Below are 12,292 nucleotides of genomic sequence, written 5' to 3' on the forward strand. Positions count from 1 at the left end.
GTTCCATCGCTGGCGAAAGGGACAACGCCCCACCATCACCGCTCAAAAAGGGAAAGCCTTATATGGACGACGTCAGAAAGCGATAAATGAGCTATACCCGCTAATTCTCCCATTGCAGTTCTTCAACTCAGGAGTTTGGCAATGAAGCTCAACCTCTCACTGGCAGCACTCATGGTCGCAGCAAGCCTTTTCGGCTGCACCACTTCGCCGAATCATGGCGTAAACGTCAAGTTGGTCGCCACCCGGCAAAACGCCGGTCAGATCGGCAACGTCACGTTGACGGACTGGGACAACAAAACCGGGCTCAGTTTCTTCGTCAGCGGTGTTCCAAGCGGGGCGTCCCTGCCCTTGCGCCTTTACTCTTTCATCAATAATGGCAGTTGCGAGCGACCCGGGTCTGTCGCCTACGCGATGAACGACACCGTCAACACCGAACGCCAACCCGTGCGTGGCTGGACGTTTTCCAGGACGGCACCTGTCCCCTTGCAAACCCTGCTTGCCGGCAAATACTCGGTGGTCGTGCGAACGGCTGCGACCGATGGCAACTTCGATATCTTTTGCGGGGATATCAAACCTGCAGAGCCGGTGAAATAGCCGCGGCCACTTCAGCTCAGCCCACCTGCCGATACCGCTCGTGCCACCGGTTGTTCAGTGCGAGCGGCGACAGCGGTAAAAACCCGGGTCACAAACCTGTCATTACTCACTGATAACGTCTTGGCGCTTCCCCGAACCACATCCGCTCGATCTCCGATCGCCAGTTCCCTGTACCAGGGCTTTGCCCTCCGCTCAAGGTGACACTTCAGGTGTACTCAAGCACGACGCGCAAGCAAATCATCATCAGATCCAACGACATGAGCTGCGACGACTTTGGCGCGTTGTTCTCGAACCTGTTCGGCAACCTCTATTGCGACTCTCCGCCGCCACCGAAAAACATCATCATCGGCGGGGTCTACGGCAGGCACGAAGGTGTCAGTTTCCGTCGCATGCACTATCGCGGTGACTTCACGGTGGCTTTTCCGGCCCCCCTCGATGAAATCACCTTCGTCATTCCCACCGCCGGCAAGATCATCTTCAACCACGTCACCGAGTCGACAGGTTTTGCCCGGGTCGGCCTGGCCATCGACAAGGCCGAGGTCCGCTCGGCACGCTTCGTCGATAATCATGCGCAGCACGGGATCTCGATCAGCCGGGCGCTGATCACCGAACGGCTGTCGATGCTGCTGGGCAAGCCGATCCTGCAGAAAGTCTGTTTCGAGCCCGTGGTGGACCTGAACGTATCCGCCTTGCAGGGCATCAAGGCACTGGTGGACCTGGCCACGGGCACCGAGTTCGACCTGCTGATCAACACCGGTTCGCTGATGCCTTCGCGCCTTCGCGAAATGCTGGTCGATGCGGTGCTGGAAGCCTGGCCGCACAACTTCACCGAAGCCCTTCAGCGCCCTTCCCCACTGATAGCGCCGCGGCATGTGAAGCTGGCTGTCGAGTACATTCAGGCGCATCCCGACCACCTGGCCAGCGGTACGGAACTGGCGCAACTGACCAACGTCAGCCTGCGCGCCTTGCAGGAGGGTTTTCAGCGTTTCATGGGCACTTCGATCGTCGCTTATCAGCGCCAGGTACGCCTGGAGCGCGCCTTTGCCGCGCTGTCCCAGGGGGTGTCGCTTTCGGTGACTGACGTGGCCTTGCAACACGGCTTCAGCAATGTCGGCCGGTTCTGCCAGTATTTCCAGAGTGCCTACGGCATCAGTCCCGCCGATGTGAGAAAGGGCCTGCGAACGCGGCCGATGGCGACCAATTGAGAAATTGTAGGAGCGAGCCTGCTCGCGAAAAACAACGGGACACCGCGGGCATTCAGGCAGCCCGCGTCATCGTTGACGACCATCGCGAGCAGGCTCGCTCCTACAATGGGTCTGCGTACACCCACTGCTCTTCATCACTCAACAGGCCGAGCGTTAGCTCGCCTGCCGCTCTTGATCTTGATCCACCCGCCCCCTCGGCAGGCTGAGTGGAAGCGTTCATCCGGGGATTGGCGCGCAGCGCCGTTCGACGCAGTCGAACCCATTGCATGTAGGTCGCGCGAAGCCGACCGGAGGGCAATGCCCCCGGATGAATGCCGGAGCGAAGGAACCTCGAGCCTAGGCGAGGGGCCGGACGTTCGGGGCGAGCGTTTTTTTTGCTTACTTTTTTTGAGGCGTTTGTCAAAAAAAGTGAGTCGCCGTCAGGGCGAAACCGCCAGTCGCCGTGACCAAAAAAACGGATATGTACTCAGTCAGACCGCCTTCGCGAGCAGGTCGGATTGCCGCACCGTTGCTCCCACAATTTGATCAGGTACAGCGGTAACATCAGGTCAACTTGCAGACAGTTGCTCCCACAGGTCGTGTGTCGTGCCCGGGTCATGTGGCAAGGACAAAACCTTGTGGGGACGGGCTTGCTCCGGGCGACGATCCAACGAAGGGGCCAGCACATTCAAAAACGATGCTGACTGACACTCCGTCATCGCGAGCAGGATCGCTCCCACAAGGATCCCGTCAGAACAGATAGCTGGCCTTCAGACCACCATTGAAGCCATGGCTATCGCCGCCACTGCTGGCACCAATTTCTGCACCCACGCTCCACGCACCCAGATTGGCCATGACATTGACGCCACCGGTGAACTGGTCACGATTGTCGAAGGCGGCTTGCTGTTCAACGTCCAGCCCCAGCAGGTGCCCCTCACTGTCGATTTCATGGTCGCCCAGCACATGCTCGTAGCCCACTTGCACGCCCGGCACTACTTGCCAGGCGCCCAGGCCGACCGGTGCAAATGATGCGTTGAGGTTGGCCACCGCACTTTTGCGGGTCTCCTGGATGCCATCGACGTCCAGGGCCAGCTCACTGCCTTTTTCCTGGAAGCCTGACAGGTTGACGTGGCTGATTCGCACACCGAGGCTTGGCTCGAGGGTCACGCCGTTCACCGGAACACGGTACCCCAATGCCAGGGTCGCGCCGGTGAGGTTGCCATGACTGTCGCCCCTGGCCGTACCCAGACCACCGCCGAGTTCGCGCTCGCTCTCGTAATCCAGGTAGCCGGCGCTGGCATCGGCATCCACAAACAGGCCACGTTCCAGACCCTTGGGTGCGAAGCGTGCGCCGACACTGAAGAAAGTCAGGTCGGTATCGGCCTCGCCACCGGCGCCACCGACATTGCCGCTGCTGTAGCCGAAACCGGCATGGGCGCTGAGCCGTTCGGAAAAGCGCTGGGTCAAACCAATCATCATACCCTGGCTATGCTCGTTGCTGCTTGAGGCTTGGGATGAGCCGTCGGTGCCCAGATACCCCGCCAGGGCGGTGCTCCACAGTCGATATTGCCCGGCCTTGAGGTCGATGCCGCTGGTGAAGGGCGCGGCGGCCTGTTCGATCATCGCGCCCTGGCGCAACAGATAGCTGGCAGCGTCGGCATGTACCTGACCGCCGACGGTGGACTCGACGCCCCCGAGGCTGCGCGCATCGATGGCCGATTGCAGGTAATAGTTGTAGGCGCTGTAGCTGCCCGACAGGTTGCTGTTCTGCAGTTGTTGTAACAACTGCGCGCCGGCGGCGGCGTTGCCGGCCAGGTCTGCCGCGCCAGGCAAGCTGTTGTAGAACACCATCTTGCCGCGCAGCACGTAGAGGGTTTCCTGGGACAGGCCAAGGCCTTGCTTGAGGTAGTTATCCATCGTGCCGTACTGCGCGGTCACCTGGTCCAGGCCGGCCTGCAGGTAACTGGCCTCCACACCGATCAGCGGCGCATAAATGGTCGCCATGGCCGGTGGCATCGCCGCCAGGGTCGCCTTGATACGCGCAGCCGTATAGTCGTTGGTCGCCAGGTAGTTGCTCATGATGGTGGCATCGTCGACCCCGGCGATGCTTTGCAGCACAGCGGCGGTCCAGCCCGTACGGTCCTTGCCGGCGGTGCAATGGAACAGCGCGGCGCCGTCGACCGCGGCCAGCTCATTGAACAGTTGGTTGAACTCGCTGCGCATTCCCGCGTTCCTGACGAAATCGCGGTTGGTGTCCTGCATCATGGCGGTGGCTTCGGCGGCGCTGTGGAACGCGACGTTGGTGACGTTCGCGCCAGACGTGGAGCCGCCGATGATGTCGATGTTGGTGTACGTCGCGCCCGTGAGCATCCTGTCGGGCGTGGCGGCGATCTCGCTGGGCGTGCGCAGGTCGTAGACAGCCTTGATGCCCAGGCCGTTCAGGGTCGCCAGATCCGCCGCCGACGGGGTCAGCGCGTTGGAGCGGTAAAACACCCCGCCACGCAGGGTGCCGTCATTGGCTGTGGTATAGGCAGTGGCAAGCCCGGCGACGTCGCGAAAATTGTCGATGCTCTTCAGGCGTGGCGTGTTGAGGGGAACCGTCTCGGCAGCCTGGGCGGCAGCGATGGACAGGCTCAAGACAGACAGCGAACACACAAGTCGTTGGAACACAGTGCAGCCTCATTGAAATCACATTGGGCTGACTAATATCTACATTGAAATGACGCTGAACATGACAAATCGCCCGCGAACGCAAATCATTGCGCGATGTGTCCACGAGGTTCGTTTTCCGTCCGTGGACGGTGGGTTTTGAGTCGCTGATCAAGCGCAAAGTGATCCATCAGTGGCTTGGGATACGTCTACGCTCACTCCAGCGAAACCCGGTGAAACGCTTCCCCGCTCCCCTGCATCCGTCTGGAGACACCGACATGATCCGCCCCTTGCTGGCCACACTCACCTTGCTCGCTCTAAGCCTTGTGGCCCACGCCGATGTCACGCCGTTCCCGGCGTCTTTCCACACCCGGGACATCCCCGTCGATGGCATCACAATGCACGTGCGCGTCGGCGGCAAGGGTCCGGCGGTGGTGTTGCTGCATGGCTTTGGCGACACCGGCGACATGTGGGCACCGCTGGCGGCCGACCTGGCACGGGACCACACCGTGGTGGTGCCGGACCTGCGCGGCATGGGCCTGTCATCGATTCCAGCGGCGGGCTACGACAAGAAGACCCAGGCCGGCGATATCCGCGGCGTGTTGCATGCGCTGAAGATCGAGCACTCGGTGGTCGTCGGCCACGACATCGGCACCATGGTCGCCTTCGCCTATGCCTCGCGCTACCCGGAGCACACCGATCGCCTGGTGGTGATGGACGCGCCGGTACCGGGCATTCCACCGTGGAACGATATCGTTCGCTCGCCGATGCTGTGGCACTTCGACTTCGGCGGAGCGGACATGGAGCGCCTGGTCGCCGGGCGTGAACGCCTCTACCTCGACCGCTTCTGGAACGAGTTCGCCGGCAACCCGGCCAAGGTCGATGAAGGCATCCGCCAGCACTACGCCAGACTCTACGCCCGCCCCGGCGCCATGCACGCCGCCTTCGCCCAGTTCCGCAGCATTCGTCAGGATGCCGTGGACAACGAAGCGTCGATGGTCAAAAAACTGAGCATGCCGGTGCTGGCGGTCGGGGGTGAGAAATCCTTCGGGGCCAATGAGGCCATCGTCATGCGCAATGCCGCGGACAAGGTCACCGAAGTGGTGATTCCGGGGGCCGGGCATTGGCTGATGGAGGAAGCGCCGACGCAGACCATCGCGGCGATTCGCGGGTTTATCGAGAAGTGACGTCGCGACCTGCGATTTCCTGCAGCACAACTCTAAAACCGTGTGTGGAATTCCATTCGGTAAGTGCCCATTCGGCCCGAGATACTCGCCGCAACCTTCTTCGATGTGAATCCACGCCTGATACGTCGCAGATACTTCAATGCCTGGCGCTGTTTCCCGATTGTTACCTCAGCGCCGCAGTTGTCACTTCTGCGCCGCCGAACGGGCCAATAGAGTATGGCCGTCGGTGTGGAACAGGGTCGTCGACTTGTCGGCCCGCGCCGGCACCGATCCCCCCATCACGGAAGAGGTGAATCATGAGTTTCGTCAAAGTTGAAAAAAACCAGAGCAGCGCCCCGTCGGATGCCGACATGAAAAAAGCCATGGTCGAGTCGGGCGGCAAGCCGGGCGAGGTCACCGGGACCAATGCCGCCCGCACCCTGACCTACACCGGCGTGGTCAATCACACGGTGTACGAGAACAAGCTGATCGAGATCGCCAAGGGTAAACGCACCAGCTGGAACTTCGTCTGGGCCGATGCCCGGGCCGCCTGAGGTCAAGGCGGGGCGGCCGATCGGCTGCCCCGCTGACTCGGTCCCTGATACAACCCCGATACCCGCTTGTAACACCAAGACACTTAGCCGCCCTGCCCCTCGCCCCTAGAATGAGGCCGTCAATGGACTGTAGCGCCAAACACCAGCAGCCCATTGATTGCCCAACACACCACCAAGGAAGAGGGAAACCATGAGCAAATCAATCGCTGTCAGCCAACAGAGCCAGCAGCTTCACAATGATGTGCAAGAAGCCGTCAAGTCGATCATGGGTGCAACGCCAACGCAACTGAAGGCGTCGGATTACGGCCGGGTACTGAGGTCGGCCCTGGCGGCTTCGCAAAAAACCGTCACCATCGAAATCGCCGCTGGCGACCTTACGCTGCTGAAGAAGTCCGGCTACAAGCTGTGCTTTGCCAAGAAGGTGGGTGACGCCGACTACAACGTGGTCTGGCAGTCCTATGACGCTTACCTGAGCAACAACGAGTTCAGCTGGACGCCGCAGTATCAGCTGTTCGCCTCCAACGTGTTCAAGGAAAACGTGCAAGTCAAAGTCTCGACCAACATCGTCAACATTGGCCTGGGGCAAACCTCGACACTCGATGAAAGCGGCCTGCTGAGCCCGGCGGTAACCGGTGGCCCGGACACTTCCCTGACTTTCGTGAACAACTACGCGCCGATTCATCCGGGGGTCAACCAGTTGTCCACCGGTATCGATGGCAACCAGGTCAGTACGCCGATCTATGTGGCCGTCAACCAGGTCGTCACCGGCAATACCGTGCTGACGCCGGTGGAAACCATCCTCGTGTGGTTCGAACAGAACGTACAGACCAGCACCATGTTCAGTACCTCACGCTCCAAGGCGATCGAAATCGACCTGACGTTCGATAACACCGCAGGTCGCCTTTACGAAGGCGGTCAGTGGAAAACCGTGTAACTGTCATGCCGGGGCAACCTTGCGGTTGCCCCTTTCACTCCTCGTTGCCCGCTGTGATGAAGTAACCCGTCAGCGAGCGACAGATCGACTGCGCGAGGTCCTCCTGGGTGGCGATGCCATAGGGTCGATCACGATCGAACTGCGCCGACCAGCGAATCCGCCCCTGCGCCACCTCCACCAGGCGCAATGACGCTCGCACCCGCGAAGGCTCGACCCGCACGCTGCCCTCCAGGCAAAAGCTGCAACGCCCGCCACGCTTGAAGTCCGGTACCGGCTCGCTGTGGCGTGCCACCCGCATCAATACATGATTGGTCCCGGTCTGCGTCTGCTCGAACGACTCGAACAGTCGGCAGCTCAACTCCTCGCACAAACCCCGGGTAAAGTCATCGCCATCGCGGGTGAGGCAGGTAAACGGCTGGATCTGGACCACAGGGTGGCGAGTGCCGACACCCTTGGGCCGCAGCCGCTGATAGGTCAAGCGATAACACCCGGGTGGAATGCTGAAGCGCACCGGGTCCTGCTGGCCGTTGCCGGCGTAATGCGCTGCGAGCTTGCGCCGCAAGCGCCCCACCTGCACTCGCACCACCGGATCGTCGCCCGTGCAATACACTGCCGGGTCACGACGAAACACCGCGATGCCGATGGCGTGTTCGGTCAGCGGCGTATTGCAAGCCTGAAGGTCGTGCTCGACCAGAAAGCGCAACAGACTGCCCATGCGCCTGGATTTGGCAAACAACGGGCTGGCCAGCAACAGCGCCAACACCCGCTCGATTTCTTCCCGATCGAGCGGCACGGGAACCCCCGCCGCAGCCGAATCGGCCATGCTCTTGATCACCATCGCCTGCCTCCGTGCAGGTTGCCGACAGGAATGGATGTCGCACTCCGTGATTACCCTTGCAGCGCGAGCAGGAATGGGGCTCGGGCACTGCAACGACCAAGCGTAGCAGCCGTGTCGAGATCGGCAGGCATTTGCGATGGTAGCAACCCGCCATCCGACGAACGTTCAATCTCGACGTTTGAAAAATTTGCAGGGCTTGTTTCTTTGTGGCGAGGGAACTTGCTCCCGCCGGGCTGCGAATTGCCGGGCGAAGCAAGGTGGTAAAGGGTGCGAAAATATCCATAACGACGACCTGCGCAACCAGTGCAAGGCCGTGACGTCATGAAAGAGCGGCCTCAAAACGGTCAATTAAGCCCAATTGCATGATCTTTGGTCGCATAAAAAAATCCGACGCCTGAATGGGCATCGGATTTTTATCATCCACGGTCAATGCAGGCTCAGCCAGCAGCCGAATTACGCATCGTCGTAATCAGAAGTTCGCCGGCGTGTTGGCACTGATAATTTCAGCCTCATCCGCGCCGATATTGCGAAACCGATGCGGCAGGGTCGTCGGGAAGTAATAGCCATCCCCGGCATTCAGTACACTCACCTGCCCGTCCACGGTCAACTCCACGGTACCCCGTGTCACCAACCCGCACTCCTCGCCTTCGGAATGCACGATCGGCTCTTCACCCGAACTGGCGCCCGGTGCGTATTGTTCGCGCAGCAGGCGCATCTGCCGGCTCGGCACGGACGCGCCGATCAGCAGCAGGCGCAGGCCATGGCGGCCAAGGTCAGGCTGTTCATTGGCGCGGAAGACATACTGGTGTTCGCGTGGTGGCTGATCGAAGGTGAAGAAGTCAGCCAGGGACATGGGGATGCCCTCCAGCAATTTCTTCAGGGAGCTGACGGAAGGACTGACCCGATTCTGTTCGATCAGGGAGATGGTTGCATTGGTGACGCCACTACGCCGGGCCAGCTCGCGCTGGGACAGTTTGTAGCTTTCGCGTACTAATTTGAGTCGTGAGCCCGTGTCCATGACAGCCTTATGCGCCAACCTGTAGGAGCGAGCTTGCTCGCGATTCTGATTTGACCTTCAACATTGATGTTGACTGAACCGCCGCTATCGCGAGCAAGCTCGCTCCTACAAGGATAATGGAGGGGTGGAGAGCAGGCGCGGATCACGCCGTTTTCCGGTCCCGGAAACGTGAAAGGCGGCTATTAAATCACGTTTGTTCGTAATGCTCAGCAGGTTCGATAAACGGCAGAAAAAAACGACTTGTGGGAGCGAGCCTGCTCGCGAAAACGGTGTGTCAGGCGCCATCTATTTTGACTGATATGGCCTCTTCGCGAGCAGGCTTGCTCCCACAAGCAGACTGCGGTGTGTCAGATAAAAAAACCGGCAGCACCTTTTTAGGGCGGCCGCCGGCGAGGTAAAGTCTAGATGCCGAAACGGTCGCGCAGCGAGTAGTACACGGCGCCGAGGGCGGTCAACGGTGCCGAGAAAGTGCGCCCGCCGATCATTGGCATGTGCGGCAGCGAGGCAAACGCGTCGAAACGCTCGGCATCGCCACGGATCATCTCCGAGATCAGTTTGCCGGCCAGGTGCGAGCAGGTAACGCCGTGGCCACTGTAGCCCTGCATGTAGTAGGCGTTTTTCTCGATACGGCCGAATTGCGGCATGCGCGACATGGTCAGCAGGAAGTTGCCGGTCCAGCGGTAGTCGATCTTCACGTCCTTCAATTGCGGGAAGGTCTTGAGGATTTTCGGGCGGATCAGTTGATCGATGTCGTCCGGTTCACGAGCGCCGTAGACTACGCCACCGCCGTACAGCAGGCGGTTGTCAGCGGTCAGGCGGTAGTAGTCGAGCAGGTAGTTGCAGTCTTCGACGCAGTAGTTGTTCTTGATCAGGCTGCGGGCCTGTTTTTCCGACAACGGCTCGGTGACGACGATCTGCGAACCGCACGGCATGCTCTTGCTGGTCACGCGGTTGTCGAGGCCCTGTGGCAGGTAGGCGTTACCGGCGATCAACAGGTACTTGGCCCTCACCAGGCCTTTGGCTGTGCGCACGGTGATCGGCTCGCCGTAGTTGATTTCCACCGCCGCCGATTGCTCGTAGATCTTGCCGCCCAGGCCGATGATGGCCGAGGCTTCGCCGAGGGCCAGGTTCAGCGGGTGAATGTGGCCGCCCTGCATGTCCAGCAGGCCGCCGACGTAGGCGTCGGAACCGACTTCGCGTTTGATGTCGGCTTCGCCGAGCAGTGTCAGGTTCTTGTTGCCGTAGCGTTCCCAACTCTTCTTCTGCTCGGCCAGGCCCTTGAGTTGCTTCTTGTTCATCGCCGCGAAGATACCGCCTGGACGGTAATCGCACTGGATGTCGTAGTGCTGTATGCGCTGACGGATGATGTCGGCGCCTTCGAAAATCATGCTGCCGAGGACTTCGGCGGTCTTGTCGCCATAGCGCTCTTCGATGACATCAACGTCGCGGCTGTAGGAGTTGACCAGTTGGCCGCCGTTGCGACCACTGGCACCGAAGCCGACCTTGGCCGCTTCCAGCACGGTCACGCTGTAGCCCGCTTCGGCGAGGAACAGCGCCGAGGACAGACCGGTGTAGCCGGCGCCGATCACGCAGACGTCGCAGTCCACCGCCCCTTCCAGCACCGGGAAATCGCCGGTGAAGTTGCGGGTGGCGGCGTAGTAGCTGTTTACATGCTTTTGTTTAACGGAATCTTGTTTCATAGGTTTCTCCGATGGCCGCCGGCAACGTGCAGGCGACCGCCGTTCAAAAGGTCTTAAAGCTTGATCCAGGTCGCTTTGAGTTCGGTGTACTTGTCGAACGCGTGCAGCGATTTGTCCCGACCGTTACCCGACTGCTTGAACCCACCGAACGGCGCGGTCATGTCGCCGCCGTCGTACTGGTTGACCCAGACGCTGCCGGCACGCAGGCCACGGGCGAAGGTGTGGGCCTTGCTCAGGTTGCTGGTCCATACGCCGGCAGCCAGGCCGAAGATACTGTCGTTGGCAATCGCCAGGGCTTCTTCAGCGGTGTCGAAGGTGATGACCGACAGCACCGGGCCGAAGATTTCTTCCCGGGCGATGGTCATGGCGTTGGTCACGCCGTCGAAAATCGCCGGCTCCAGGTACAGGCCACCGGTGTCTTCGAGGGTGCGGCTGCCGCCGGCGATCAGTTGACCGCCCTGCTGCTTGCCGACTTCGATGTAGCGCAATACGTTTTCCAGCTGGCGCTGGTCGACCACCGCGCCGACGGTCGTCGCAGGATCGAGCGCGTGCCCCGGCTTCCAGGCTTGCAGGGCCTCCACCAACAATGGAATGAACTGCTCGCGAATCGAACGCTCCACCAGCAAGCGCGAACCGGCGGTGCAGACTTCGCCCTGGTTGAAAGCGATGCCACTGGCCGCCGCCTGTGCCGCCACGCGCAGATCCGGCGCGTCGGCAAACACCACGTTCGGGCTCTTGCCCCCCGCTTCTGCCCAGACGCGTTTCATGTTGCTTTGTCCGGCGTAGATCATCAGTTGCTTGGCGATCGTCGTGGAGCCGGTGAAGGCCAGCACGTCGACGTCCATGTGCAACGCCAGCGCCTTGCCGACGGTATGACCGTAGCCCGGCAGGACGTTGAACACGCCTTTCGGGATGCCCGCTTCCAGGGCCAGCTGTGCGATGCGGATCGCGGTCAGCGGCGACTTTTCCGAAGGCTTGAGGATGAACGAGTTGCCCATTGCCAGGGCCGGGGCGAATTTCCAGCTGGCCATGATCAACGGGAAGTTCCACGGCACGATGGCCGCGACCACACCGGCCGCTTCGCGCGTCACCAGGCCAAGCTGATCCTGGGGCGTGGCGGCGACTTCGTCGTAGATCTTGTCGATGGCTTCGGCGGTCCAGCGGATCGCATTGGCGGTCGCCGGAATGTCGATGCTCATGGAGTCGCTGATCGGCTTGCCCATGTCGAGGGTTTCGAGCAGGGCCAGCTCTTCACGGTTGGCCAGGATCAGGTCGGCGAAACGGATCAGGACACGCTTGCGCTCGGCCGGGGCCAGGTTGGCCCAGACGCCGGATTCGAAGGTGCGGCGCGCCACGGCGACCGCGGCATTGGCGTCAGCTTCGTCGGTGCTGGCGACGTTGGCCAGGAAACGACCGTCTACCGGGCTGATGCATTCGAACGTGGCGCCACTGGCGGCCGCGCAGTACTGGCCGTCAATGAATGCGCGACCTTCAATGGAGAGGGACTGGAAGCGTTGCTCCCAATCGCTGCGAGTGTTTGTCATGGTTGTGACTCGACGCAGGGGAATAGGTGGTCGCCGGATTGAACGCCAACCAATTACGACCTTGGAAATACGGTCCCCTGTGGGAGCGGGCTTGCTCGCGAAGGCGGTGTA

The 12,292-nt window shown here is 60.9% G+C and carries 10 protein-coding genes; 5 read left to right on the plus strand and 5 right to left on the minus strand.

Annotated elements, in window-relative coordinates:
- Nucleotides 1–141 precede the first annotated feature (141 nt).
- Together RS887_RS18565 and RS887_RS18570 are read left to right on the plus strand one after the other, a co-directional pair.
- The gene (locus tag RS887_RS18565; RefSeq protein ID WP_322616480.1) at nt 142–594 is read left to right on the plus strand and encodes a hypothetical protein; all 453 of its coding nucleotides are present in this window, start codon (nt 142–144) and stop codon (nt 592–594) included.
- 257 nt (nt 595–851) lie between these two features.
- Nucleotides 852–1,799: a helix-turn-helix domain-containing protein gene (locus RS887_RS18570; RefSeq protein WP_416339986.1), complete on the plus strand. Its 948-nt coding sequence runs from the start codon at nt 852–854 to the stop codon at nt 1,797–1,799.
- 729 nt (nt 1,800–2,528) lie between these two features.
- Here the strand turns inward: RS887_RS18570 and RS887_RS18575 are convergent.
- Nucleotides 2,529–4,448 carry a tyrosine-protein phosphatase gene (locus RS887_RS18575; protein ID WP_322616482.1) on the minus strand — a complete coding sequence of 640 codons (1,920 nt, stop codon included), beginning with the start codon at nt 4,446–4,448 and terminating at the stop codon, nt 2,529–2,531.
- Nucleotides 4,449–4,705: 257 nt separating this feature from the next.
- Here RS887_RS18575 and RS887_RS18580 point away from each other — a divergent pair, with 257 nt between their 5' ends.
- The 3 genes from RS887_RS18580 to RS887_RS18590 all read left to right on the plus strand — a co-directional run bounded on the left by RS887_RS18580 (nt 4,706) and on the right by RS887_RS18590 (nt 7,081).
- Complete coding sequence (locus tag RS887_RS18580; RefSeq protein ID WP_322616483.1) at nt 4,706–5,614, plus strand: alpha/beta hydrolase; 909 nt, start codon at nt 4,706–4,708, stop codon at nt 5,612–5,614.
- 296 nt (nt 5,615–5,910) lie between these two features.
- On the plus strand, nt 5,911–6,147 hold the full coding sequence (locus tag RS887_RS18585; protein ID WP_090456158.1) for a hypothetical protein: 237 nt from the start codon (nt 5,911–5,913) through the stop codon (nt 6,145–6,147).
- A 190-nt stretch (nt 6,148–6,337) separates the two neighbouring features.
- Nucleotides 6,338–7,081 carry a hypothetical protein gene (locus tag RS887_RS18590; RefSeq protein WP_322616484.1) on the plus strand — a complete coding sequence of 248 codons (744 nt, stop codon included), beginning with the start codon at nt 6,338–6,340 and terminating at the stop codon, nt 7,079–7,081.
- 34 nt (nt 7,082–7,115) lie between these two features.
- On the opposite strand, the gene RS887_RS18595 is transcribed toward RS887_RS18590, so the two are convergent.
- From RS887_RS18595 to RS887_RS18610, 4 genes are all read right to left on the minus strand, one after another.
- Nucleotides 7,116–7,919 (minus strand): hypothetical protein, encoded by an 804-nt coding sequence (locus RS887_RS18595; RefSeq protein ID WP_322616485.1) that lies wholly within the window; start codon nt 7,917–7,919, stop codon nt 7,116–7,118.
- A 469-nt stretch (nt 7,920–8,388) separates the two neighbouring features.
- Nucleotides 8,389–8,937: a cupin domain-containing protein gene (locus tag RS887_RS18600; protein WP_007975263.1), complete on the minus strand. Its 549-nt coding sequence runs from the start codon at nt 8,935–8,937 to the stop codon at nt 8,389–8,391.
- Nucleotides 8,938–9,338: 401 nt separating this feature from the next.
- Nucleotides 9,339–10,637 (minus strand): FAD-binding oxidoreductase, encoded by a 1,299-nt coding sequence (locus RS887_RS18605; protein ID WP_322616486.1) that lies wholly within the window; start codon nt 10,635–10,637, stop codon nt 9,339–9,341.
- A 53-nt stretch (nt 10,638–10,690) separates the two neighbouring features.
- Nucleotides 10,691–12,181: an aldehyde dehydrogenase gene (locus tag RS887_RS18610; RefSeq protein ID WP_322616487.1), complete on the minus strand. Its 1,491-nt coding sequence runs from the start codon at nt 12,179–12,181 to the stop codon at nt 10,691–10,693.
- Nucleotides 12,182–12,292 lie beyond the last annotated feature (111 nt).

The organism is Pseudomonas sp. BIC9C (assembly GCF_034541995.1).
Lineage (GTDB): Bacteria > Pseudomonadota > Gammaproteobacteria > Pseudomonadales > Pseudomonadaceae > Aquipseudomonas > Aquipseudomonas fluorescens_CC.

Coding starts and splice junctions, on each gene's coding strand:
- RS887_RS18595 (WP_322616485.1), bottom strand. CDS start 7,919: ATGGTGATCAAGAGCATGGCCGATTCGGCTGCGGCGGGGGTTCCCGTG.
- RS887_RS18585 (WP_090456158.1), top strand. CDS start 5,911: ATGAGTTTCGTCAAAGTTGAAAAAAACCAGAGCAGCGCCCCGTCGGAT.
- RS887_RS18565 (WP_322616480.1), top strand. CDS start 142: ATGAAGCTCAACCTCTCACTGGCAGCACTCATGGTCGCAGCAAGCCTT.
- RS887_RS18590 (WP_322616484.1), top strand. CDS start 6,338: ATGAGCAAATCAATCGCTGTCAGCCAACAGAGCCAGCAGCTTCACAAT.
- RS887_RS18580 (WP_322616483.1), top strand. CDS start 4,706: ATGATCCGCCCCTTGCTGGCCACACTCACCTTGCTCGCTCTAAGCCTT.
- RS887_RS18610 (WP_322616487.1), bottom strand. CDS start 12,181: ATGACAAACACTCGCAGCGATTGGGAGCAACGCTTCCAGTCCCTCTCC.
- RS887_RS18570 (WP_416339986.1), top strand. CDS start 852: ATGAGCTGCGACGACTTTGGCGCGTTGTTCTCGAACCTGTTCGGCAAC.
- RS887_RS18600 (WP_007975263.1), bottom strand. CDS start 8,937: ATGGACACGGGCTCACGACTCAAATTAGTACGCGAAAGCTACAAACTG.
- RS887_RS18605 (WP_322616486.1), bottom strand. CDS start 10,637: ATGAAACAAGATTCCGTTAAACAAAAGCATGTAAACAGCTACTACGCC.